Here is a 24,345-nt window from a genome sequence, read left to right on the forward strand (position 1 = left end):
TGCAGTTTTCCCTCTCAGATGGATGATTACCCACACTGTATAATCGTAAACAGGCGGCCTATATAGGCCGCCTGTTGTATACGATGTATATATATTATTGTCTACATATCCTTAATTTTTGTCAACTGTAATCGTATGATAACTCCCGCTATCTTCCGTTCTATAGAGATACCCCTCTTCCATACGAAAAACATGGCCGGCAAAGCGTTCAGCAATCTGCAGATCGTGGGTAATGAGCAAAAAAGCCGCGCCTTCAGCGGACTGTTCTGTGCACATCTGGAGCAGAATGTTCGCTCCTTCGTAATCCGTTCCCGCAGTTGGCTCATCTAAAATGTAAAGCTTTTTGGGTAGGATAAACTGTGCCGCAACGCTCAAAAGCCTTTTTTCGCCTCCACTTAACAGGTATGGCGAAGCCTCCAGCCTGTGGTTCAGCCTGGCGGATGCCAATAAGCGATGCGCCCGTTCCTCATAGGCGGCGGGAACCGGATCTCCGATCCGTAAACCAAGCTTGGCGCGCACGCTGTACAAGCACTCTTCCCACACTGTTGCAGCTGCAAACTGATGCTCTGGCTGCTGGAATACATAGCCGATCCCGGCGGCCAGCTGATGAATAGGCAGCTTCGCCATATCCTGCCCCTCCCACCACATGCATCCCCTCGGTGCGGGGAGCAAGCCCATAAGCAGCTTGCCGAGCGTAGTTTTGCCAGAGCCGTTCTCGCCCAGCATTACGGCTCGGTCGCCAGGCGCAAGGGCCAGACTCACACCCTTGAGCGCCGGGCGCTGGCTGCCGGGGTAGGTGAAGGGCAATCCCTTCACCTCCAGCAACGGCTGTCCCGCGCAATTAGCCGCCGAGCCGGAATTCACCCCCGGCTCACGCGGCCTGTCCTCCCTCCCTACGGAAGAGGGGAGCAGCCCCCAGGCTGCCAGCTGCGCACCATGCTCGCGCAGCAGCTTTTCGGGCGGGCCTTGCAGCTGCACGGTCCCGTCCTTTAGTACGATGACGCGCTGCGCTGCACGCACGCCCTCGTCTATGCGGCCGGACGCGGTGATCACCGTCCGGCCTGCGCCGTGGAGCCGCCGACATAGCAGGACGAAGTCCCGTACCGCCGGCGGGTCCAACTGCGCCGCTGCGTCGTCGAACACGACCAGCGGCGCTTCCAGCGCCAGCACCGCAGCAATGGCGGTGCGCTGGCGCTGGCCTCCCGAGAGGCGGCGCACGAAGGAGCCGCGCTCGGAAGCAAGGCCGACGGCCTCTAGCGCAGCGGCCAGGCGCTGCTCTATTTTTGCCGGAGGCACGCGCAGGTTCTCCGGCCCAAAAGCAATTTCGTCTTCGACGATTCCCTGCACCAGCTGGGCATCCGGGTCCTGAAGCACGACGCCGACAGTAGTGGCGATTGTAGCCAATTCAGTGGTGGCGGGGTCCATTCCGTATACGGTCAGCTCGCCCGTCCGTTCGCCTTCCCCAGAACGGGACAACCCGCCATGAAGCAGCTGGCACAGTGTAGACTTTCCACTTCCGCTAGCTCCGACAATGGCTACATGCTCGCCCACCCCAATGTCCAGTGTCAGACCATGTAACGCTGGCTCCACCTGGTCGTCATAGCGATAACCAAAATTCCTCAAGGAGACAGCCGTTCTATTTTCTGCATCATGATCACTACGTTCATTCATAACCGAAATACCCTCGATCCCTATTGTCAAGCTATAACCATGTATAACCTTGGTTATGCACGTGAAGCGCGGCCCAGTTCAAAGCGTTTTAATAGACCTGTACGATTCAAGGCATCGCCTAGTATTTTGGTCAGCAGACCACACAGGATGATGCCGCTCAGGATACGAACGATCAGTGCCACCGCCAGCACCTTCCATCCCCAATGCATATAGCCAAACATATTGGCTGCCACAATAAACCACAGCGGAACCATGGCCCCGCCCACCAGCATTAATGAAACTGCGCCCCAGCGTCGATACCGTAAAAGAGCAAATACAAGCTCCGCCGCTACCATATAGCAGACAGCCGCCGCAATAATAGATGCAATTCCATAGGCAGAGCCCATAAATGACTGTACTACCGCGCCAAAGGCATAAGCAATTACCGCTGTACCCGGTTTACGAATAACATAATAGGCCAGCAAGCCATATATCATGTACAGCCCGACAATAGCAGAAGTTGCGATCGGCCCTCCCAGACTGTTTAACGTTTTGTTAATCATCGACAAATACACAGTCATGACACCGTTCAACGTGGCCAGCATTGCCATGAACACGATATCCAACGTTGTAAACTTTGCAAAAATACGAGATTCCTTCATATGTATTTCTTGACTCCTCTCCATTATCTACTCTACAAGGTCATAGTTTTGATCCTTGTACAAGCTGTTACTGTATAAATGTATTCATCCATCGCCCTATTGTCAACCTAAATTTTATTTATCAAGTTGACAATAGGAGCAAAAAAAGAGGCTGCTCTTTATAATACCCACCATAAAACAGCCGTAGCGAATACAGCAATCACAGCACATACGCAGCCTAAACGTCCATTCTTCAGTGTACGAAGATACGTCCGTTCTGCATAGGCGCCAAAACCTTTACCCTCCATAGCCAGGGCCGTCTGCTGAACCCGTCTTACAGCATTCACCAACACTGCAGCCGCATACCCGCTCCACCATGAAAACCGATTGCTCCACCCTCGTGGTGGCTCCTGTCCACGAACGCGCCGTGCAGCCATAATTGTTCGCCCCTCTTCTTCCAATAGGGGCAGGAACGTTAGCGCTACTGAAATACCGAACGCAAATCGATAAGGCACACGCAAGCGAAGATTCAGAGCCTGCACAAAATCCCGGGGATCGGTCGTCGAGAGATAGATATAGGATGCCAAAAACAACACAAAAATCCGTAGCGTTAACGCCCCCGCGATGTCCAGTCCCTCCACTGTAATCACCATAGGTCCCCATGTCGCCACTACGTGCCCTTCGCGAATCGCTAGAATAGACAGTATAAAATACGGAATACCTAAACCAATCAAAAAAGACATAGCACGAAATTGGCGTGCCAGCGTTAAATGTGCACCCAAGCCAGCCACAGCGATCAGGACAGCCAAGAGAACCGCTTCCTGCAGCGTCGAATCCCATGCCATCGACAGGAGACTAAAGCAACCCACCCATATAAGCTTACTTAACGGCCCAAGCCTGTGCAGCGGCGACGAGCCACCGTTATACTGAAATAGCATTTCGTTGTACCTCCAGTCTAAGCCATTCTTCATGCAATATTGAATACATCAGCATATCTTTAAAACCTGTAGATGTATGCTGTACCTGCCGTAACAAGCCTTCCTGAGACCAGCCCATTGAGGACAGCAGGGCTTGCGAGCCAATATTACGCGGGTCCACCAGCGCTTCGATCCGATTTAATCGAATCGTGTTATATCCGAATGACAGCACCAAGCGAAGCGCCTCGGTCATATAACCGTGTCGCCAATAAGGCTTGGCCAACTCATAACCAATCTCCGCTTTATAAGCTCCCTCCGTCTGCCAATAATTAAAGCCGCAGCTTCCAATCAGCTTCCCGTTCTCCTTTAGCTCGATCCCCCAGCGCAGCGCATCTTCCGTCTTGGCCAGCTCATTCAACAGCTCAATCATATCCTCTGCATCCTCACGTCCTGACATACCGGAAAGGTTCATATAACGGTGAACCTCCGGGTCAGACCAGCAAGCGAACATCGCAGCCGCATCCCGGCTTTCCATTCTTCGCAGCCGAAGGCGCGAGCTTTCCAGCAGTGGGATATGCCCCTTACATGCATATGCACACATATTCCATCATCCTTCCAGCATAAAATGACACAAATATACGCTACATTTAAACATACCCCTTCAACAAACACAACCTTCTTTCAAGTGGACAAGCCTGTATACATCAAATAGCCCTCTCACTTCCTGAAAATAGGAATCAAGAGGGCTACCGTTTTATTGTTATAGAATATTTTGTGTCTTCAATCCTTTTAGGAAGAGGCACGGGCCGTGACATGTGCTGGATTTTTCACAACATCCTCGTACAATACGCCCAGCATCGACTGAATTTCCTGCAACTCCTCGATCCCTGCGCCAGTAAGGCTGAACATATCATCATGCGGTGTCAGGAAGTTTTCCTGAGTCAGGTTTTCCAGCTCCTGCTTGACCTCTCGTTCACCTACACGGTACCCGCGTTCTTCGAGCAACGGTTGTACATCATTCACCGTCAAATCGTTCTGCTGTGCGTAAGAAAGCATCTGTATACGGATAAACAAGTTCTGAACATCTGCATGCATCGTTTTAGCTCCTCCCTGGCCTAGGCCAACAATATTACACTGTTTTTACCCTTAGGAGGTCAACTGGAAACAGATATGTGATAACCCCTGCAGAATTGCTCTCTACTATTCCTTAAATTCCAGTTCATAAAATTGACCCTTCGAATTAAAAGAACCGACTAGAGATGGAAATCCACTTTTCGTAAAATGCACGACAGCCGTCAACTTGGGATCTAGTTTTGCTTTATAGCCAGTCAGATCCACCTTCAACAACTCCTTGGATTGCCGGGCTGCATTTTGCAGCAGTTGAGCCTCGCTGTATGATTTCATTTTTTTGTAGGTTTCTTTGTAATTAGCAGCAGAATCCTGTAATTCATATGCTGCAACCTTGGTTACTTTGTTCGTACCTTTTTCAACATTCACAAACACCGGATGCGCTCCAGTACCAAACATCAGGTTATACACGGTCTTTCCGTTCTCAGTGATCAGCTGGATTGGTTCATTCAACGCTCCTTGTTTTACGCCCTCCAAACCAGCGAAGACACCGCTTGCCGCCTTTAGTGCATTTTCATCTATCTCTTGCTTGGCAAGCAGCTTTATTGTGCGCAGCACTTTACCCTCCCGCAGAATAATAGTGTTATTGTCGATTCTGGTATATAACTCTACTGCACCTTTAGGATACTCCGGGCTTTTATCCACTGAAATGTTTACTTCTTTAGGTGTTTTGCTTGCTTCTGGTTCCTGGAGAACGCTTTTCAATGCGGCTTGAAGTTGCTGTTTGTAGCTATCCTTGAGTTCCCCCCAGGATTGATCCACATATATACGTTCTAATTCACCCGTCTTGGTAACCATCACTTGACCGTGTTCCACACCTTTTATACTGAAATCCCAACCGTTCTCGTTACCTAGACTCCATTTTTTCGCCCCACTAAACGTATAGCTTTTGCCTGTTACTGCTTTTAAATACTCTTGCGCCTTTTGTACAATTTTAGCATCCACTTCTTTTAGGGATGAGGCTCCTGTTGCAGCTTGTGCAGGGTGGGTATTTTTCGTTGAAGCTCCATATACCGCCGGTACCGGAACAGCCGTCAGAATCAGACTCGCCACCACCGCTGAGGTGAGTGTGTAATATACCTTTTTCATAATAATCTACCCCTTTTCCCAAAATTATTCTGTACAGAGATTAGATTACGGAGACTAGCAAAAGGTTACAGAGGATTTTCCAGTTGACTAAATGTATGCAATCGTTATATCTTAAATTAATTAACCGATGGTAAATGAGATTTGTGGAAAATTAATGTTAGGAGCGTGGACTCTACATGTTTCAAGCAATACCTTACGAAGGTACACGTCAAGAACAATTCGAATCAGTTCTCGGACAACTTCGAGCACTTATTCATGATGAATCCAACATGATTGCCAATTTAGCAAACGCTTCTGCGTTGCTGGGTCACTTCCTCCCAGATATTAACTGGAGTGGTTTCTATCTTTATGATGGCACAAAGCTTGTACTCGGCCCCTTCCAGGGTTTACCTGCCTGCATACGGATTCCACTGGGACGCGGCGTCTGCGGCACCGCAGCTGCTGAACGGCGTACACTTGTCATAGACGATGTACATGCATTCCCAGGACATATCGCCTGTGATGCTGCTTCCAATAGCGAAATAGTTATCCCACTGGTCAAGAACGATGAGTTGATTGGGGTACTGGACATTGACAGCCCGCTAAAAGGCCGCTTTGATCACGAAGATCGTGTATTCCTAGAGGAATTCACGTCTATTTTGGTGTCCAGTCTGTAGCCATAAAATTGTGCATATATATGTTCTTCCTTCGCCACAATATATGAGGGTCCTAAAACCTAAACTATCCGGCGAAGGAGATTGATGATCAATGTTCAATAACATGGCTCCACAACAACAAATTCATCAATGTGAACAAATTATTCAGCAATTGGTCCAACAAACACAGCAAGGAACCGCTATGTATCAGCAGTTGCTGCAACAAGAGCAACAAAATGCATCCAGCCTTGAAAGCCTGATGCAACGTGAGCGTAATGCGGCTCAAATGATCCAAACTGCAATCCAGGACCACCAAAAAGCTATGCAGCAATATCAACAAGTTATTCAACTGTGTAGTCAGTTGGAAAACACCATCCGCTCTAGCAGCCAAATGACTCAGCCTGGATTTGGCGATAACTATGCTTCCCGCAGTATGCAACCCTCCACCTTTGGCGCAGGAAGCCACATGAATCACAGTTATCCGCAACATATGGGAACAACTGGACAGCATTTCGCAGGCAGCAGTAACATGCATCAGTTCGGAAGCAGTAGTCAGCAAGGCATGAGAACAGCACCAAGCGGCATGTAAGCTGCTTTACACAAAAAAAGGGGAACAACAGGCCATTGATTGGCTTGTTGTTCACCCTTTTTTATATTATTTATAGCCCTTTTTATCAGCCGTTGCTAATTTAATTCCCGTTCGGCCAGCACCTTCATGCCGTCTCGCAAATACTCCGCCAGCCCGGGGTGATAACCTTCATACATTTTATTGAAATCCTCATGTTCTACATACAAGTCTCCTAGCCCACTATAAATTTCTGCCGTTGGGGTATAAAAACGGCTTACCCATTGAAGATGACGACGGATCAGCGCCTGTACTTCTGCACTGTTATGCTTCAAGCCTTTATTCATGGCTTCTGCCAGCTCCCGATGAATCTGATCTGCCTCTACCTGCGAATCCAAGTAATCCTCTTTGCTCCAGTTCGTCGTAGCGGTCTTGCTCTCCTGGATCTTCCCTGCGACCTGTGAACCATAACGTTCTGTCAGCTCACGTTCATACGTTTCCTGTTTTTCCGGGTTAAACCCTTGATACATTTGCCCTGGTTCCATTATTTGTTCTCCTTTCAAATGGGCCACCGTTTGGTCGATGGTCTGAAGGAGAGTATGCAAGCGGAAGACCTTCGCCTCAATCTTGGCTCGATGTACCTGCAAAATCTCGGCCTTTTCTTCCTTGGTTTGCTCCAGTACGTTGCCAATTTCAGATAAAGGCAAATCCAGTTCCCTGTACACCATGATTTGCTGAAGCCTCAACAATTGTTCCTGTTCGTAATAGCGATATCCATTGTTTCCGATATGATGCGGCTTCAGCAATCCAATTTCATCATAATAATGCAAAGTTCGAACACTGATTCCCGACAGATTAGACACTTCCTTTACCGTATAAGCCATTCCGCTTCACCTCCCTTACCTTCACAGTCTACAGCCTTACGTAGCGTGAGAGTCAACGCCCCCACTCCCCACCTTGGCACTACATTTTTACCCTATAAGCACGTTGTGAACCGCCCAATGGCAACGATTTTCCATACTTGCGACCTACGACAAGTATCTTTAGATATCTATGCAAAAAAAGCCCTCCAGCGTATTTCAGATAAGCTGGGGGCGTCATTTATTTCTTTAGATGTGGCCACTAAGAGAAGCTTTTTCCCATGACCACATGATCGTAAAAAGCGATCTTTTGAATAATTTTCTCCAAATTGTGCTGCGTTTGCGCCATATGCTCCTCCACTTTCTTTTTGTGGGCAACAAGGAAATCTCTTCTCTCTTGAATGGTGGCTTCTCCTTTTAGATTCAACTCCAGGTATGCCTTAATTTCTTCAATGGTCATTCCGGTATCTTTCATAGCCATAAGGAACCTGATCCAATCGATTTGTTTCTCAGTATATACCCTTCTCCCACCCTCATCCCGACCGACATCAGGTAGAATGCCCTCTTTTTCATAATAACGAAGGGTAGATGCGGGCAATCCGCTCCTGCTTTCAACTTCTTTAATGGAGTACATGGTTGATCCACTCCTGTTCTTTTATTTTCGCTTCAAGTCGGCTTTAACAACAATCCCCTATTCACTAAGTGAACAGCTAGCTCTCTTCCTGTTCTTCCGCCCGCAATTTTCTAATACAACTCCTAACATTCTCCTCCGGATGACTTACTTCCCATTGGTCCAACAGCCGATTGACCTCCTCATCCTGAGGATTCAATTGGTAATAAAATATTGCCGCTCTTAATTGGTGGTGCTCTTCGACAGGTTCATCATTAGGCCAATGGTATTCTTGCTTACCGTTCTCATCGGTAGTTCCTATCGCTCCATCCAGCAACGGAGAGCGTCCTTCTAGGCCTTCCCCACGTGCAACTGCTTTGAGAAAATCGGCATGTCCCATGGCAACATCAGGCGAGCAACGGTACAAATGCTCAAAAATATCAAAGGCATCAATCGGATCATATTCCAGATTCTCAAGGAAGTGTCTTTGCAGCAGCGAGGCAACTTTCTTATTCCCCGTCAGTCCGGACAGAAAATAGAAGGTGGGCATCTGTGCCTCATAACGAAAATCGTCGACATGGCTGATAATATCGTCCACAATCTGGTCGGTCTGAAGACCTTCACGTGCTAACCGAGTTAGTATCCGGACTGCCTTATACTGCGTCCAATCGTAAACCCCAAATGCTACCTCATACAGCATGGGAATCGCCTTTTCCCTGTAATAGTAGATAATCTCAAAAATCGCATCCTGTTGAATATGCAGCCAGTCACCCAAACCTTCATACTTTCCAGCCAAACTCTCCGGCTTCTGCAACTCAGTCCCAAAAAAATAACGTGGGAATAAAGGCAATGCCTCTTCTCCCAGCATAGCTGCAGAATTTTTCGCCTCGATGGTAAATTGCTCTCGCTGATCTACTAATCCGCCAACCTTTATAATGGCTGCAGGAATTGCAGTATCCAAATCGATCGCCTCTCTAGCTTTTTTATTCTTCTTCCAAAACTGAAATATTCTCATATGTAATTCACAGCTCCTTGACCTATATTACTAAAAATGCCCATTACCAACCAAAATACATTTTTTTGAATATATATCAGTAATAACCTGAATTCACCCAACATCTTTCTGTCAAAAGTAAAACATATTTTGGGAATTACTTGTATACTTTTCAACAGTTTACTTAATATATGCGATTGCTCCTCTAAGCCTATTCTTTTTTATCATAATTATTTAGTATTATAAGGATATAAAAAAAGGAGGTTTTACTTTGAAAAGTACAGGTATGACACGTCCCCTAGATGCGTTAGGCCGTATCGTCATTCCCAAAGAAATGCGAATTTCCATGGATTTTAATGTAGGTGATCCCGTTGAGATTTTCGCAGATGAGGAAACTGGTATTCTCGCCTTTCGAAAATATACCGGGGTGACGTGTAAAATGTGTGGTTCAGCAGAACAATTGACTTATTTTAGAGACAGTTTTATTTGTAAAGAATGTATTGAAAGTTTAAAGAAGGGGGTAAATTTTAGCCCTATTCAGAGACCGGCTAAATCAGCTTTAGCCAATGGACAACGGCCGCTCAAAGAGTCCAAACGTCTACGGCGATCGACAAAGCAGATGATTGAAAGTCTAAAAGAATTAATGCAAAAGCAACCCAATGCAGCACAACACGAATATGCCAAAATACTTGAGGTTTCCCAAGCCCGTATATCCCAGCTCAAAAAAATGCTATAACTACAGCTTGCTACCCTACATAGGTATACACCAGAGATTTCATCATGTACAGCTAATTTTGAACCGTGATACGCAGCATCATAGCTAACCGACAAAAAACAGGAAACACATATACGAAAATCCCACACTAGGTACAGAGAACTACTGGATGATTTGCAAGCGATTTATGTCTTATTCAAGAAGACAATGCCAATTAATAGTAATACGTAAATTAAAGGGAACGACCTTTTCTATTTAGAGAAGGTCATTTCGTTTATTTATTCATTTTTCTGTAATAAACCACCCTTGTCCAAAAATAAACGGCACACCCTATGAGTAAAATGGGCATTTGCCATCCAGAATCATCCTTGGTAAAAAAATCATATAACGACCAACTCAGCAGTGCAACCGTATAAAAAACAAATCCAAATTTAGCAGATTGGTCGCTTTGGTACTTTTCCATTTCGTCAGCTTTTCGTAATTTCATTCCATGTCCTCCTCATAGAAAAATAATTTATCAATTTGTGTATTCAGATGTATCGATATTTTGAATGCCAACGCTAAGGTAGGATCATATTTATTATTTTCGATGGCGTTTATGGTTTGTCTTGTAACGCCACATTTGTTGGCAAGCCCTTCTTGTGAGAGTTTCATACTCTTTCGCACATTTCTAATGTTATTTTTCAATGGCTCCACCTTAACCCCAATAATGTAAAAAATATTTTACATTATTAATTATATTTTATCATCCCAAAATGTCAAATTGTTTTTACACAAAGTTATTAATTGGGTACTGAGTCCTCCTATAAAATGAATGTCATCTCTACCTTAACTCCGTGGACATCGCTGCCTATTTTGTTGACACCATAAAGCTTCGTGGTGATAGTGATTTCCAGAAAGAATATCCTCTTAAAGGAACGTTTGCCCATTCCAACGAGTACGTTTGCACATATGATGTCACAAAATTCAATCTAAAGGAGAGACACACACCTTGTCTAAACGTTCTTTTAGCGGTTCGATGGGACCGACACAACAACATTTCGGAACTACGAATGAATTGAGTAATTCTGTTAATTTGTAGGGTATTTTTACAGTTAATGGTCAACCGATCATTGCTTACGTAAAAAGTGTAGATCCTGCTAATAAATCAATGTTAGTGCTATATCCTAACGGCACACAGTCTTATATTGATGTAACTCAAATCAGTCAGGCTCAAGGCCCTTATCCAAGTATGCCCTCTATTGGAGGTCAAAGTGGTGGTCAAGGCGGTGGATCGCATTGGCATCCTCATGGGCAAAGCGGCGGCCAAGGCGGTAGCTATCAGTGGCCTTCTCACGGGCAAAGCGGCAATCAGGGCGGTAGCTCTCAGTGGCCTTCCGGTGGAACTCGTAGCGCTAATCTTAAAAATCGAAAAAAATAAATATCAGACCGACCAGAAAGACAGCGCCCGCAGATCAAGGCGCTGTCTTTTGAACGGGTCATTGGCTATTGTTGTTCCATCTTACGAAAATTTTCTAAAACATATTTCCATCAGGCCTTGCTGGCCATGTCTGCAATCTGACGAAGCCATTCTTTACGCGTATGTTCATCGGATTGAGGTACCGACTCGAAAAATAGATGGTACATAACATCAAGTCCGCAATATTCAAATATGCCTTTGTCGGACGTCAAGCGAAGTGCTTGATCCATGCCGTTGCTGGCATATTCCGCATGTGATTTCCCTTGGGTGTTGAGGATAATAGCTTTCTTCCCCTTGAGCAGTCCCATCTGCACCCCGTTTACATATTTGTAAGCAAATCCGTAGGAGAAGACGCGGTCAATATACCCCTTCAATATAGCTGGCATTCCCGTCCACCAAATCGGATAAATAAAGGTGATCACCTCTGCCCATTGCAAAAACCTCTGTTCCCGCACAATATCTTCTCCAATTCCTCCAATGATCTCGCTACTGCTGAGTACAGGTTGAAAGCCGATATCATATAGATCGCGAACGACTACATCATGTCCTTTTTGCTTTAGCCCCTTTACTGCTGTAGTCAATATTGCATGATTAAAGCTTTCCCCAGACGGATGTGCGTAAATAATAAGATGTTTCATTCTTTCTCTCCTCCATTTGCTAATAAAGTGAGTAATTGATCAATAACAAAACTGTGTACTCCTTCAATGAACTGAATAAGCTAAATTAATAGTTCCAATTAAGATACGTCCTGAGTAAACTTGAGCGGTATCCTGCTTATGAATATCACCCTCAGTCTATTAGTTAGTGACTGATCAATTACAAATTGATTGGTCTCAGTATAGTTTATTCCTTTTTACATGGCAAGTGGAAAGTGTTTTTTAATTTTTTATAAAAGATTGTAAAAAGGTCTGATCACGGCAATATTTCCTATAGAAATCTAAATTGTCCTCTATAATATGACACCCTGTAGTCATATTATCACTGCTATGATGAGTTTGAAATGATCGCTCACAGCATACTCGGCATAGGAGGTTTAAATTACTCGCTCTCAATAACGATGTGTTGATTATGGATAGGGATGACACGAACAATAAAATTTTTAAATAAGAAAGGGGATATGTTATGCCCGCTTATGTTGTTTTTATACGTGAACAGAGTATCGATCAAACTGAACTCCAACTTTATTCTGAGCTGGCACCGGCGGGTTTGGCGGGACATTCCGTCAAACCTCTAGCAATGTATGGAGCGTATCAGGTCCTCGAAGGCCCCGATATTGAAGGGCTGGCGATTCTGGAGTTCCCTACTTTTGAGGAAGCACAAGCTTGGTACTTTAGCCCAGCCTATCAAACGGCCCTAAAGCATCGACTGCGCGGAGGGCGATATCGAGGTGTCATTGTCGATAGTTTGCAAGGTTCATAAGACAAATGAACTCGGAATGGAGATACCTAGAGGTACTTCTCAACCACATTGTGAAAATTAGGAGGAATTATTCACATGAGTTTTCAATTAGAAAGTATTTTAAGTGAGTTTAAAGGCAAAAAGGCCTTGGTCACAGGCGGTACCAAAGGAATGGGAGAGGCTATTGCTAAGAGACTTACGGCTGCAGGTGCTACCGTGATAACTACGGCTCGAACTACACCAGTTAATTTAGATGATCCAGACCTGTTTATTCCAGCCGATATTAGTACGCGAGAAGGTGTAGATAAAGTAGTAAACTGTGTTCTAGAGCGCCTAGGCGGTGTAGACATTCTTATCAACAATGTTGGAGGCTCGTCAGCCCCATCCGGGGGTGCTCTTATCTTGACAGACGAGCATTGGCAGCAAACTTTTAACGCCAATCTGTTTGCTGCTGTCCGTCTAGACCGTGGATTGCTGCCGGCTATGGTGGAAAAGGGTTCTGGTGTTATTATTCATATTTCATCCATTCAACGCCGTTTGCCGCTATATGATGCAACATTGGCTTATGCTGCGGCCAAAGCAGCTTTAACTACTTACAGCAAGGGGTTATCCAAGCAGTTTTCGCCTCAAGGTATTCGTATTAATACAGTTGCGCCAGGCTTTATCGAAACGAAGGCAGCACAAAATTTGATTGATCGGATTGCTAAGACGACAGGCGACAGAGAAAGTGCATTAAAGCAACTGATGGACTCGTTAGGAGGCATTCCAATGGGTCGTCCAGGACTACCAGAAGAAGTCGCCGAGCTTGTTGCTTTTCTGGTATCCGACCGGGCCGCTTCAATTACTGGAAGTGAGTATAATATTGACGGTGGAACAGTTCCAACGGTCTAAAAATCTAGCCGTATAAGCTTTACCAAATATTTTTCAGTCTAACACTTGATTTTCATCAGACAATCGCGTAAAAAGCGCAAAAAAGCCTATCGGATGGGTACTCTACGCAGAGCGTATTTTCAATGCCCATCCGATAGGCTTTCATATAACTACTTCCGTTTAATAATGACCAGCTTGGTTTCCAGCATTTCTTCCATGGCATACTTTACGCCTTCGCGTCCGGTGCCACTTTGCTTCACACCGCCATACGGCATATGGTCGACACGGAAGCTTGGAATATCATTAATCACCACGCCGCCAACCTCAAGCTTGTCCGCTGCATCCAGCGCGGTGGTGATATCACGAGTGTAAATTCCTGCCTGCAGACCATAGATAGAATCATTTACATGGCTTATAGCCTCATCTATAGAGCTAACGGAATGAATCAGCACAAGCGGGGCAAACACTTCGCGGCAGGACACCTTGGAAGTCGGGTCCACATCAAGCAATACGGTCGGCTCCAAAATCCCTCCTTCGGCATGACCACCCAGAGCAATCCTCGCGCCTGCTTGAACTGCTTCCTCCAGCCACTCACGAACACGCTCAACATCCTTGGCTGAGATGAGCGCCGATACGTCCGTGTCCGGATCTAACGGATCTCCCGTTTTTAACCGTCGAGTCGCTTCTATAAACCGCGATACAAAGGGATCATACAATTCATCAACAACGTAAATACGTTGAACTGAAATACATACCTGCCCCTGATTGGCAAAGGCTCCACTCACACAACGGTCTATGATGGCTTCCACATCCGTATCACGGTCAATAATAACAGCCGCGTTGGACCCCAGCTCCAGCGTAACCCGCTTCAAGCCAGCCTTGAAGCGAATTTCTGTACCGACCGCCGGGCTACCGGTGAAGGTGATATAGCTGACGCGTGGATCAGTGACCAGTACGTCGCCAATTGTTTTGCCATCGCCGCTGATCACGTTAAGAGCCCCTGCTGGCAATCCAGCTTGCTCCAGCAGCTCCGCGATCAAGTAAGCCGCCAGCGGTGTCTGCTCCGCAGGCTTCAATACGACCGTATTGCCCGCTGCCAGCGCAGGGCCCACTTTATGAGCGACCAGGTTCATCGGAAAGTTAAATGGTGTAATCGCTCCTACTACCCCGACCGGTTCCTTGAGCGTGTAGGCCATCCGGCCCTCGCCGCCCGGTGCAGCATCCAGCGGAATGGTTTCCCCGTGGATGCGCTTGGCTTCTTCGGCTGCAAACTTATAGGTTTGCACGGTCCGATCTACTTCGGCGAGCGCAGCCTTCCATGGCTTGGACGCCTCGCGTGCAATGATACGCGCTGCATCGTCTCGCCGCTCTTCCAGCAGGTCAGCCAGCTTCTCCAAAATAGCTGACCGTTGGTGCGCTGGCATGGCCCGCATCTGTGCGCGTGCATCCGATGCTGCCAGAATTGCGGCCTTGGCATCTTCGGCAGTAGCCTCTGCTACTTCAGCAATGACTTCCCCGGTATACGGTGACTTTAGCGTCATATAAGATGAGGCTGTTTTCCATTCACCACCAATAAATAACTGCTGCTGCATGCTGATCTCCTCCTTTTTCTCTATATCAATGCTCCATTTAACTGCTATTTTACCGTCAGCACCGGACAAGGTGCATGCTGAATCACATAATGACTCACACTACCCAAAATCAGCTCCGTAACAAGTCCTTGTCCACGGGTTCCCATAATGATCAGATCTGCCTTTTCCTGCTGTGCAGTCTCGCAAATAATACTCGCCGGATCACCATGACCCGCCAGCATACGGTATGAAATGCCCTCGTCCTTCAAATAGTCGGCTGCAGGCTCCAGGATATGGCGACCTTCCTCCTCGATCCGCTCCTCCACATCAATCCCAACCGGGGGTTCATTCATGGACAAAGCCGGATTTACATGCAATACGGTCAGATGCGAATCCCCCTGAAGCTGCTTGGCCAACATTTTCGCTGACTCCAACGCCTTCATAGCGTGTTCCGAACCATCAATCGCGACCAGAATATGTTTGAATTCGCTCATACTCTTTTCCTCCCCAGAAGATCAATATTAGTGTGCATCTACCTGAATATCCTGCATATGTCGGCGACGTACGATCAGCACAGCTACACCGATCAATACCATCAATGCTCCGAAGTAAAACGGTGTTTCTGCTGAGTACCACTCTGACAGCTTCCCTGCAAGCCATGGCGAAATAGCCCCGCCCAAAAAGCGCATAAAGCTGTAAGCCGCAGATGCTGTGGAGCGCTCCACTGGAGCGGCCTGCATAACAGCAGTAGTAATCAATGTATTGTTAATTCCCAGAAAAATACCAGCCACAATGACGGCTACAATGACAGTCGTTGGCGAACCTGCTAAAGTCCCGATCGCCATAACCCCTAAATCAATGGCGAACAGTGTCAGCATGACACTAATGGAAGATACCACGCTAAAGCGTGCTTGAATCTTAGGAGCTACAAATACCGAAGTAAAGGCCAGCATAATTCCCCAACCAAAAAACACATAACCCAATCCATGTTCGTCTAAATGCATGACATATGGAGAATACGCCATCAACGTAAAGAATCCAAAGTTATATAACAATGCGACAATGCCGAGCGTGAACAAAGCGGGATAACTCAGTGCTTTGAATGGGTCCGCAATGGAACCTCGTTTTTTGGGCTTTGGAATCGAAGGCAGCATAAACGTAATGAACAAAAATCCGATAACCATCAGTCCGGCTACACCGAAAAATGGGCCGCGCCAGGAAATGGAACCCAGCTCACCGCCTAACAGCGGGCCGACTGAAATCCCAAGCCCCAAGGCCGCTTCATACAAAATAATCGCTTTAGCTGTTCCGGAAGTGGACAGACCTACAATCGCAGACAACGCTGTTGCGATAAACAAAGCGTTCCCCAGCCCCCATCCTGCCCGGTAGCCCACAATTCCACCAACCGTATTGGCCGTGCCACCCAGCCCGGCAAACACAATAATGAATAAAATACCGGTTAATAACGTCCATTTGACACCCAACCGACTAGATACGACGCCCGTAATAAGCATCGCGACGCCCGTCACCAGATTATAGCTGGTAAATAGCAAAGATACCTGACTTTTCGTCGCATGAAGCTGATCAGCAATAGCCGGCAGGATCGGATCGACCAATCCCAGACCCATAAATGAAATAACACAGGCAAAGGCGACCGCCCATACGGCTTTGGGCTGAGACAGCAAGCCTGCGCGTTCTTTTAACTCTTCAGGTAATGCATGTTGTGAACTCATAATACAATGTTACCTCCACATCTGAATGTAAGTGTTATTGTTATGATGGATTGTGATCAAGTTCCTCATCCAACAGGATCTTGCGTTCACGAACCCTGACCCGCAGCTCTTCCAATTCAGTCTGGAGCATACGGATGCTGTTGATTTTTCCCTCCATTAATTCCAACTGTTCGTTCAGTGTACGTTCCATATCCTCCAACATCGCCCGTCGCTCGATCGGTTGCAAATGCTCCGTTCGCTCGCGATATTCCTCCCGCTGCCCCTTGAGCATTTCTGCTGCGGTCATGTAACGCTGAAGCTCTTGCAAAGAAAAACCAAGCACTTCCTTGGCACTCACGATCTTTTTTAGTAAATCCACATCCTCCTGCGTATACAGCCGCATATTTCCTTCACTGCGCTGCGGGGAGGGCAACAAGCCGATTTCCTCATAATAACGAATGGTTCGCTTGGTCAAACCACTTTGCTTGGCGACCTCATCAATTTTATACGTAACCATGACACCCACCTTATGAAAAAAATTATATATAAAATATTACGCCTATATAACGTTAACGTCAACGTAAACTTTAAAAGAAAAAGAAACCGCCTCAACGAGAGACGGTTCCTCTTTGGAATTGTATGATCATAGACCCGAAGCATCGGCGTTCAAGCCCATGAATATCACATTAGATGAACAAAGTACGTGTGATGATAACCAGCAAAATGAAGAGTACCAAAATTACTCCAGTGGAAGTCCACATGCCGTAGCCGCCACCGCCACAACTTCTATCTACTTCACCCATCTTAAATTCCTCCTCCCCCTGTCTCGTTTACAACAAATCGTCCGAAATCAAATTCTCGTGCTGCGAATTAGATAACGAATGCTTTGGTAATAATAACGAGCAGAATGAAAAGTACCAGAATCGCTCCTGTAGATGTAAAAGCTCCATAACCAGCGCCTACTCCAGACATGGTGATTCCTCCCTTCATGGTTTACAAAAGCATCTTATGCTTATGCCGCCGTCCATGATAGGGACAAATGCCGAGCTTGTCGCCCAAATGTGGGTGGAGATATATGGTTCAGTTATTCTCCAGATGCGAGCATGCCGTGATACAGGAGGCTTCGTGCCTGCTTGGCAAGTACAGACGGGCTTTCACGTCCAGGCAGCAACTTCGTTAATGTCAGCCGTTCAATCAAGCCGATCACACATTCTGCTGTCAGTTCAGGGTCCAGCTCCTCACGGCAGGAACCCCAGCGTTGCGCCGCTAGCAGATGCTTCTTGATATGCTCCGCCATTTCTGCCTTGATGTGTACTGAGTCTGCCGCCTGGTAAAATCCGACACGAGTGATCGCCGGATTATTAGACAACATGCGAAAAATAGCTTCCAGAAAAGCTTGTCCCCGTCTTAAAACTTCAGCCTCGCTGAAGTCCGGGCCAATCTTCATGCTTTGTACCGTCTCATTCACCAAGGTACGGAAGCTCTCCACAAGCTCCCCATACATTTGTTCCTTGCTTTCAAAATGAATATAAAAATCCGGCTGCGTCAATCCTGCACGTGCCGCAATCGAACTTACCTTGGTTTGGTAAAACCCCGTCTGAGCGAACTCTTCAGCCCCTGCTTCTAGTAACAACCGCCGACTCTCCCGACTTCTGACTCCAGCTCTCATCACGGTCTTGCCCCCCTACACCACAAATCTATCGTATTATAAAATTCCTTTGCAGTAAGAACAATGGGCTTGAGGATTGATATATACCTTTCCTTCAAAAGTCCTAATGCAGAAGGACTGAAAGTTTTGGAAAATCGAGGGTATCCCCTTTGAGGTATAATTAACCAATTAGACGGATGAGCGAGCAAAAATGAGCATATCGAAATCAAATTTTTACATCGGCATCGGCATTATACATATGTATCAATGATGAGGGCCATATTTACGCATCATTTCAATTGTTGTCAGATCATCATCCAGTCCCCGTTGGTGCAACCCGTCGATAATCTGCTGACGTTCCTCCCCTTTAACATTTTGGCCAAATTTAAACTTGGCAGTCCACTCATGCGGGACGATCTTGATCAGAGCGACCCCTTTCAAACGTGAAGCATACCGTGAATCGCTGGCATCGATCAGATCATAACCGCCTTCCGGTTGCAGCTTTCTCATAAAAATGGAAAATGCCGATGCCTTTTCCTCCAAATCCACTACTTGCTCTGCATGACCACGCACGGTAATACTTTTAAAAAATGAAGTCGCCGGACATGCCATATGTTCATCGGTAAAATAAGACGGAATGAGCGCATACTCTTTGGCTGCTGAAAAAGTGACTCTATTGTCCTCCTTCATTCGTTCCATCTTTTCTCCAGCACGGCTGCCATGAATATAAAAAACGCCATTCCCATAAGCGAAATTCAAAGGAACTACACGCGGAAAACCATCCTCGCTGTTCATGCCTAAAAATCCGAAACTGACCTCGTTCAGAAACTCCTCTATTTCCTCTTGTTCGGCCACCGTAAATTCTTTTCTTCTCATAGCTATCTCTCCTTCCATCTATTGACCAATGATATATTTCAGATTATGTTGAAAATGGATTATTAAAAAGACCCAATATGAATGAAAATGACTGGACCAATCTAAGGAGAAAAGTATGGATATTACGATAGCTTATCAGCGTACGCTTCAAAAATATCATTTAAAATACTTGGCATTGTATCACGCTCTTCGAGAGGGAATTCTGACTGGCTCCCTTGCCAGTGGTACGCGCCTGCCTTCCAGTCGTGATCTGGCGGTGATGTATGGAATTTCGCGCGGGAGTGTTAAAGAAGCATACGATATGCTGCTGGCTGAAGGATATGTAAATTCGGTAGTAGGCAGAGGAACCTTTGTTATGGAACAGACTGCAATGCTGCCAGACGAATCTCGAATCAACCTGCAGAACCAAAACCCGCCTATTGCAAAACAAAAAGTCCCTGCTCTGTCAGCATGGGGACAACGAATAATGCAGCTCGAAAAAGAACGAGCCTTATACTCGACTCCTGTGTCTGCTACGGATCGAGACGATGCGCACCAGCCTATGATTTCTTTTCAAGCCGATGAAGTTGTATTGGAGGGCAGCTCACAGATCGCATGGAAAAGTGCATTGGCTGCCGCTGGCAAGGACTTGCAGAAGCCTTCGGATGATTCGACGCCTGCACCAGTGAACGGTGATCAATGGCTGCGTGAAGCGATTTGCCAGCATGTTGGCAGAACACGCGGAATTACGGCCACACCGGATCAAGTCGTATTATGCAGCGGTTCCATGGAAGCGATCACGCTGCTAACTCAGCTGCTTATTCATGAACAAGATAACATTGTACTGGAGAATCCCTGTTATTCTGGCATCTATCGTGCAGTTACCGCCTCAGGCGGACGGATACACGCTGCTGAACTGGATCAGCAGGGACTTATTCCACAGGATTGGGATGCCAAGCTCCTGTTCGTTACGCCTGGACGGCAGTTTCCAACCGGTGCTGTACTGCCATTAACACGCCGACAGCATATTTTGCAATGGGCGGCATCCAAGGGGGCGTGGATCATTGAGGATGATTATGACAGTGAATTCCGCTGGGCAGGACGTCCCATAGAACCGTTAAAAGCACTGGATCGCGCAGAATGTGTCATCTATGTTGGTTCCTTTTCCAAAAGTATGTTCAGCAGCCTTCGACTCGGGTATGCCATCCTGCCAGTTGAATTGGCGCAAGCGCTGACTGCAGCCAAACGACTATACGATCCCCTGCCGCCTGCCCGCTTGGAGCAGCGCGCGCTGGCACGTTTTATGATGCGCGGAGACTACGTTCGTCATTTACGGCGGATGACTCGAATATACAGATCACGCTATGACGTATTCCAGCATGAAATCCAGCCGTTAAGTGAGCTGTTTCACTGGCATCAGACCGATTGCGGTCTGCACGCCTATGCGATCTGGAAGTATGGGTCTGCCCAGTATCATCATTTCATGCAGTCAGCACGATTTTACGGAGTCACATGGCGGGATGCCGCTGATTACCAGCTAACACCAGGGCCTCCCTCAGCCTGCTTTAACTTTGCTCACATAACGGAGCAGCAAATTATCGAAGGTGTTAAGCGCCTGCGCCAGACCTGGGACAGTATCAAACATAGGATCATGGAGCTCAGCTGAGGCTTTAGAAGGGGACTTCATTTGCACTTTGTATATAGCAAATTAGACTAACGATAAAGAAGAATTGCCCTTCCCACTCCCTTACTTTTTCATATGATGCTAGTAATCTAAAAGAATTGGAGTGAGAGAAATGGCAGTTAGTCCGCTTTGTAAACGGTTTGCCGCTATATTAAAGGCAACCCCTCAAGTCGTTAACGGAGTTTGTACTGCTTCTAATGTCAGAAATAACATTAAGCCGGTCATTTTAGGGAAAAAGACCAAATCCTTTCTTGCCATACCGCAAGCTTTTTCTTTCGAAAGTATTGGCCGTAACGGAAAAGGATTATGTCTTGGTGAAACCGTGATTTTGACCGCAGAAATTAATCCGTTTATTTCCCGGCTTCGCAAACATGGTGTCAAAGTGACGGCGCTGCACAACCACTGGCTATTCGATAACCCCAACCTTTGGTACATCCACTTCGAAAAAGTAGAAAAGCCGCTTGTTTTCGCCGCAGAAGTGCGTGACGCGCTTAATGTCTTGACGACAAAGATTGTACGGCCGGTGGTTACAAAGAAATAAGCTATCAATAAATGCAAAAGATCCGCTTAGGTGGATCTCTTTTTGTTCAGGCTACTTTTGCCCTGAATCCCTTATTTAATCACTATCCCCAAAAGGCCTACAAAGGATGAAGCCTGATGCGGTGAGATGATGCAGCCATTCAAGTCTTCTATTTCCACTTGTAATCCCTCAAATTCGCAATCACTGAGATCAATTCCCTTGAGCTTGGACCCCGACAGGATGGCTTGATCCAGATTGCAACGGGTAAAAAAAGCTTTTTGTAGTGTTAAATGATAAAAATCTGCACTTTTCAAAGAGCAATCCTCAAAACCAACTTGCTTGAAATTAGCAAAACGGAACATCGAATAATCCCCCAAGCAATCTAGAAAACGAACGTTTTGGAGTCTGCTTCTCGAAAAGTCCGTTCCGAGTAATTTACAATTTCTAAACTCTACCCGATGGATAAAGGAACCGGAAAAATTAATATTGGACAGATCACATTTATCAAAAATGAGATCTGTCCATTCACTTTCTGGCAATGACGATTCTGTGATAGTTACATTTTTAAAAGTCATCTTCTCTAATGAGACCTTGACTGCCCCCATATTGTCCAACATGATACCCTCTACTACCCCTAAACTAAGTTCATCTTTGGATCGTATGGAATACATTTCTTCATTTAATAAGGGTAATTCTACAGGAATCTTCGGGGACTCTATTTTATTTTTCATGACACCTCTACCTCCATTATGAATAGACTTCTCATGACCTCTATATGAATCTATTTTCTATTCATTCTCACGCATAGAGTAGCAAAAATATTTCTGACACATATATTAACATGTGAGTACACTCACGAACCTTTGTTAGGAGGTGGATAGCATGGCAGTACAGCTATCGAATCAAATATTCTCCATCTCGATCGGGGATTATGGAGATATCTCTTCCTTACGTCTGACAGGAGACACCTTTAATACGAATTATGTCATGAACGGCTCCAACGCACCTAAGCAAAATACACCAGATCATCAGTGGCTGGGTGAACTCATGTTCACCTATCGTCTCGGTAATGGGGCGTGGATTCGGGCATGGACAAGCAATTCTGCTGATGCGCGCCAGATTACCTCCTCTGGTAACAGCGTCCAGGTATCCTATCAAAATTCCTCAAACCCTCAGGGAATACGCAACTTCACTTTACATGAAACCTATTCGTTGGTTAACGACTATTTACATTGGCAAATGAAAGTAACAAATACCTCTAATCAAACGCTGGAAATCGGAGATTGGGGGCTGCCGCTTCCTTTTAATGAATACTGGTCTGGCGGCAATAACGAACAAATCTATGAAACCAGGGTACTCTCTCATTCCTTTGTAGGTCATCACAGCTCCTTTATTACCGCTGAACGGCCTAGTGGCATCGGTCCGTATATCCTACTGCTGCCTGATGCCTCCACGGGCGCCGGTCTCGAATATCAAGACCACTGGAGAGTCGAGGAGCATCAAGGCAGTACATGGGCTATGGATCAAGGCGGCTGGTCTGAAGGATTGAATGTATTCTATATCCGCTCCAATGTCATCAAAAGCACTAATCGCGGCTATCTGGAGAACACTAGTTTGTCGCTGGCCCCTGGTGAAAGCAAAACGTATGCTTTTAAATTTTTCAAGGTAACAGACGAGCAGGCTGTAAAGGACAGGCTATACAGCGAGGGACATGTGGATGTGACCGTAGTTCCGGGTATGATTGTCCCGACCAATCTGAAGGCTAAATTCGATCTGCATACCCGTAAATCCATTACCTCTGTCACTGCGCAGTATCCCTCCGAAACGACCCTCAGCTATTTGGAAACCGCCCCTACAAACCACAAAATATATGAACTCAAACTAGGTCGATTGGGTCACAACAATATTACAGTGAACTACGGTAACGGGGAAAAAACCGTTCTCCAGTTCTATGCCATTGAGCCAGTCGACACTGCGCTTCAACGCCACTCCACCTTCATGGTCAACAGCACGCAATGGAACGTACCGGGAGACTTACGGGACAAAGTGTTTGATGACTGGATGATGCAATCTAAGGCCAGACGCAATAGCTTTGCCGGCTACTGGGGCTGGGGGGATGATTGGGGATTAACTCACGGCCAGTTTCTGGCGGAGAAAAATGTTCATAAGCCCGTGGCCTCTGAAATCAAGGCGGTCGACGATTATCTGGAGGTGGCTATCTGGACGAATCTGATGGAAGGCCATCATACGGATTATCTCGTCCCTGATTTTCTGATGCCGCAGCCTAATACGACACCTACGTATCGGGGCTATGCCTATCCGCACATCTATAATACATTTTTCAGCATGTATAAACTTGCCAAGCTATATCCCAACCTGATCAGCTATCGCAATAGCAAAAACACATATTTGCTACGCGCTTACCGTATTTTTAAAACGTTGTATGAGGGTCCTGTTGCTTATAACTGGAACACGGGACTCATGGGTGAGCTGACCACACCGGATATCATCAAAGCACTTCAGGAAGAAGGCTTGACTACCGAAGCTAACGACCTGATTGCCAAAATGGCTACCAAGTACAACAATTTCAAAAATACCACCTATCCCTATGGCTCTGAGTATAACTATGACAATACAGGCGAAGAGGCGGTGTATACACTAGCCAAAATGAACGGCAATACGACCACGATGGGCAAAATCAATGCCAAAACACGCGCTGCACGCGGTCATATGCCTGTCTGGTACTATTACGCCGATCCGGTCACGATTACCGGAGAGAATTGGTGGAACTTCCAGTACACGACCTCGCTGGCGGGCTATGCAT

General features: G+C 46.3%; 29 protein-coding genes. 9 read left to right on the plus strand and 20 right to left on the minus strand.

The window, feature by feature from the left end:
• Positions 1 to 111: 111 nt before the first annotated feature.
• The 6 genes from AC5V8P_RS03340 to AC5V8P_RS03365 all read right to left on the minus strand — a co-directional run bounded on the left by AC5V8P_RS03340 (position 112) and on the right by AC5V8P_RS03365 (position 5,425).
• The gene (locus tag AC5V8P_RS03340) at positions 112 to 1,671 is read right to left on the minus strand and encodes an ABC transporter ATP-binding protein (RefSeq protein WP_064796589.1); all 1,560 of its coding nucleotides are present in this window, start codon (positions 1,669 to 1,671) and stop codon (positions 112 to 114) included.
• Positions 1,672 to 1,724: 53 nt separating this feature from the next.
• Entirely contained in the window at positions 1,725 to 2,312 is a 588-nt protein-coding gene (locus tag AC5V8P_RS03345) for an ECF transporter S component (protein WP_064796590.1), read from the minus strand.
• 158 nt (positions 2,313 to 2,470) lie between these two features.
• Positions 2,471 to 3,229, minus strand: a complete 759-nt coding sequence (locus AC5V8P_RS03350) for an energy-coupling factor transporter transmembrane component T family protein (protein ID WP_064796591.1) — start codon at positions 3,227 to 3,229, stop codon at positions 2,471 to 2,473.
• Entirely contained in the window at positions 3,213 to 3,809 is a 597-nt protein-coding gene (locus AC5V8P_RS03355; protein WP_063211490.1) for a GNAT family N-acetyltransferase, read from the minus strand. Before AC5V8P_RS03355 ends, AC5V8P_RS03350 begins: the two co-directional genes overlap by 17 nt.
• A gap of 188 nt (positions 3,810 to 3,997) precedes the next feature.
• Positions 3,998 to 4,303, minus strand: coding sequence for a hypothetical protein (locus AC5V8P_RS03360; protein ID WP_064796592.1), 306 nt, complete (start codon positions 4,301 to 4,303; stop codon positions 3,998 to 4,000).
• 105 nt (positions 4,304 to 4,408) lie between these two features.
• On the minus strand, positions 4,409 to 5,425 hold the full coding sequence (locus tag AC5V8P_RS03365) for a hypothetical protein (RefSeq protein ID WP_064796593.1): 1,017 nt from the start codon (positions 5,423 to 5,425) through the stop codon (positions 4,409 to 4,411).
• 176 nt (positions 5,426 to 5,601) lie between these two features.
• Here AC5V8P_RS03365 and AC5V8P_RS03370 point away from each other — a divergent pair, with 176 nt between their 5' ends.
• Positions 5,602 to 6,081, plus strand: a complete 480-nt coding sequence (locus AC5V8P_RS03370) for a GAF domain-containing protein (RefSeq protein WP_064796594.1) — start codon at positions 5,602 to 5,604, stop codon at positions 6,079 to 6,081.
• A gap of 91 nt (positions 6,082 to 6,172) precedes the next feature.
• Positions 6,173 to 6,649 carry a hypothetical protein gene (locus AC5V8P_RS03375; protein WP_064796595.1) on the plus strand — a complete coding sequence of 159 codons (477 nt, stop codon included), beginning with the start codon at positions 6,173 to 6,175 and terminating at the stop codon, positions 6,647 to 6,649.
• Between the two features lie 95 nt (positions 6,650 to 6,744).
• Here the strand turns inward: AC5V8P_RS03375 and AC5V8P_RS03380 are convergent, their stop codons facing one another.
• The 3 genes from AC5V8P_RS03380 to AC5V8P_RS03390 form a co-directional block, all read right to left on the minus strand.
• Positions 6,745 to 7,509 carry a MerR family transcriptional regulator gene (locus AC5V8P_RS03380; protein WP_063211480.1) on the minus strand — a complete coding sequence of 255 codons (765 nt, stop codon included), beginning with the start codon at positions 7,507 to 7,509 and terminating at the stop codon, positions 6,745 to 6,747.
• Between the two features lie 238 nt (positions 7,510 to 7,747).
• Entirely contained in the window at positions 7,748 to 8,119 is a 372-nt protein-coding gene (locus tag AC5V8P_RS03385) for a MerR family transcriptional regulator (RefSeq protein WP_063211478.1), read from the minus strand.
• A gap of 76 nt (positions 8,120 to 8,195) precedes the next feature.
• Entirely contained in the window at positions 8,196 to 9,110 is a 915-nt protein-coding gene (locus AC5V8P_RS03390; RefSeq protein WP_063211476.1) for a hypothetical protein, read from the minus strand.
• A 250-nt stretch (positions 9,111 to 9,360) separates the two neighbouring features.
• On the opposite strand from AC5V8P_RS03390, the gene AC5V8P_RS03395 reads away from it, so the two are divergent.
• The gene (locus AC5V8P_RS03395) at positions 9,361 to 9,825 is read left to right on the plus strand and encodes an AbrB/MazE/SpoVT family DNA-binding domain-containing protein (RefSeq protein WP_063211474.1); all 465 of its coding nucleotides are present in this window, start codon (positions 9,361 to 9,363) and stop codon (positions 9,823 to 9,825) included.
• Positions 9,826 to 10,078: 253 nt separating this feature from the next.
• Here AC5V8P_RS03395 and AC5V8P_RS03400 read toward each other — a convergent pair whose 3' ends face one another.
• A complete protein-coding gene (locus AC5V8P_RS03400; protein ID WP_064796596.1) occupies positions 10,079 to 10,291 on the minus strand; it encodes a hypothetical protein in 213 nt (70 codons plus the stop codon).
• On the minus strand, positions 10,288 to 10,491 hold the full coding sequence (locus tag AC5V8P_RS03405) for a helix-turn-helix transcriptional regulator (RefSeq protein WP_064796597.1): 204 nt from the start codon (positions 10,489 to 10,491) through the stop codon (positions 10,288 to 10,290). The genes AC5V8P_RS03400 and AC5V8P_RS03405 overlap by 4 nt, the downstream gene beginning before the upstream one ends.
• Positions 10,492 to 10,954: 463 nt before the next feature.
• Between AC5V8P_RS03405 and AC5V8P_RS03410 the strand changes: the two genes are divergently transcribed.
• The gene (locus tag AC5V8P_RS03410) at positions 10,955 to 11,224 is read left to right on the plus strand and encodes a hypothetical protein (protein ID WP_155762539.1); all 270 of its coding nucleotides are present in this window, start codon (positions 10,955 to 10,957) and stop codon (positions 11,222 to 11,224) included.
• A 110-nt stretch (positions 11,225 to 11,334) separates the two neighbouring features.
• On the opposite strand, the gene AC5V8P_RS03415 is transcribed toward AC5V8P_RS03410, so the two are convergent.
• Complete coding sequence (locus AC5V8P_RS03415) at positions 11,335 to 11,901, minus strand: NAD(P)H-dependent oxidoreductase (RefSeq protein WP_064796598.1); 567 nt, start codon at positions 11,899 to 11,901, stop codon at positions 11,335 to 11,337.
• Between the two features lie 484 nt (positions 11,902 to 12,385).
• On the opposite strand from AC5V8P_RS03415, the gene AC5V8P_RS03420 reads away from it, so the two are divergent.
• A complete protein-coding gene (locus tag AC5V8P_RS03420) occupies positions 12,386 to 12,682 on the plus strand; it encodes a DUF1330 domain-containing protein (protein WP_064796599.1) in 297 nt (98 codons plus the stop codon).
• Positions 12,683 to 12,757: 75 nt separating this feature from the next.
• Complete coding sequence (locus AC5V8P_RS03425) at positions 12,758 to 13,552, plus strand: SDR family oxidoreductase (RefSeq protein WP_064796600.1); 795 nt, start codon at positions 12,758 to 12,760, stop codon at positions 13,550 to 13,552.
• 149 nt (positions 13,553 to 13,701) lie between these two features.
• On the opposite strand, the gene AC5V8P_RS03430 is transcribed toward AC5V8P_RS03425, so the two are convergent.
• The 7 genes from AC5V8P_RS03430 to AC5V8P_RS03460 all read right to left on the minus strand — a co-directional run bounded on the left by AC5V8P_RS03430 (position 13,702) and on the right by AC5V8P_RS03460 (position 19,338).
• The gene (locus tag AC5V8P_RS03430; RefSeq protein WP_064796601.1) at positions 13,702 to 15,123 is read right to left on the minus strand and encodes an aldehyde dehydrogenase family protein; all 1,422 of its coding nucleotides are present in this window, start codon (positions 15,121 to 15,123) and stop codon (positions 13,702 to 13,704) included.
• A gap of 44 nt (positions 15,124 to 15,167) precedes the next feature.
• Positions 15,168 to 15,596: a universal stress protein gene (locus AC5V8P_RS03435; RefSeq protein WP_064796602.1), complete on the minus strand. Its 429-nt coding sequence runs from the start codon at positions 15,594 to 15,596 to the stop codon at positions 15,168 to 15,170.
• A gap of 27 nt (positions 15,597 to 15,623) precedes the next feature.
• Complete coding sequence (locus tag AC5V8P_RS03440) at positions 15,624 to 16,835, minus strand: MFS transporter (protein ID WP_063211458.1); 1,212 nt, start codon at positions 16,833 to 16,835, stop codon at positions 15,624 to 15,626.
• 40 nt (positions 16,836 to 16,875) lie between these two features.
• Positions 16,876 to 17,331, minus strand: a complete 456-nt coding sequence (locus tag AC5V8P_RS03445) for a MerR family transcriptional regulator (RefSeq protein WP_063211455.1) — start codon at positions 17,329 to 17,331, stop codon at positions 16,876 to 16,878.
• Between the two features lie 353 nt (positions 17,332 to 17,684).
• Positions 17,685 to 17,786 (minus strand): YjcZ family sporulation protein, encoded by a 102-nt coding sequence (locus tag AC5V8P_RS03450; RefSeq protein ID WP_222847805.1) that lies wholly within the window; start codon positions 17,784 to 17,786, stop codon positions 17,685 to 17,687.
• A 112-nt stretch (positions 17,787 to 17,898) separates the two neighbouring features.
• On the minus strand, positions 17,899 to 18,483 hold the full coding sequence (locus tag AC5V8P_RS03455) for a TetR/AcrR family transcriptional regulator (RefSeq protein ID WP_064796603.1): 585 nt from the start codon (positions 18,481 to 18,483) through the stop codon (positions 17,899 to 17,901).
• A gap of 243 nt (positions 18,484 to 18,726) precedes the next feature.
• On the minus strand, positions 18,727 to 19,338 hold the full coding sequence (locus AC5V8P_RS03460; protein WP_063211451.1) for a pyridoxamine 5'-phosphate oxidase family protein: 612 nt from the start codon (positions 19,336 to 19,338) through the stop codon (positions 18,727 to 18,729).
• A gap of 115 nt (positions 19,339 to 19,453) precedes the next feature.
• On the opposite strand from AC5V8P_RS03460, the gene pdxR reads away from it, so the two are divergent.
• Complete coding sequence (gene pdxR, locus AC5V8P_RS03465) at positions 19,454 to 20,983, plus strand: MocR-like pyridoxine biosynthesis transcription factor PdxR (protein ID WP_063211449.1); 1,530 nt, start codon at positions 19,454 to 19,456, stop codon at positions 20,981 to 20,983.
• Between the two features lie 130 nt (positions 20,984 to 21,113).
• Complete coding sequence (locus AC5V8P_RS03470; RefSeq protein WP_064796604.1) at positions 21,114 to 21,542, plus strand: DUF1259 domain-containing protein; 429 nt, start codon at positions 21,114 to 21,116, stop codon at positions 21,540 to 21,542.
• Between the two features lie 71 nt (positions 21,543 to 21,613).
• On the opposite strand, the gene AC5V8P_RS03475 is transcribed toward AC5V8P_RS03470, so the two are convergent.
• Positions 21,614 to 22,252 (minus strand): pentapeptide repeat-containing protein, encoded by a 639-nt coding sequence (locus tag AC5V8P_RS03475; RefSeq protein WP_064796605.1) that lies wholly within the window; start codon positions 22,250 to 22,252, stop codon positions 21,614 to 21,616.
• 151 nt (positions 22,253 to 22,403) lie between these two features.
• Between AC5V8P_RS03475 and AC5V8P_RS03480 the strand changes: the two genes are divergently transcribed.
• Positions 22,404 to 24,345 (plus strand): DUF5695 domain-containing protein (locus AC5V8P_RS03480; protein WP_495473555.1); only part of this gene is annotated, 1,942 nt, incomplete at its 3' end.

It is taken from the genome of Paenibacillus sp. N119s, assembly GCF_059447605.1.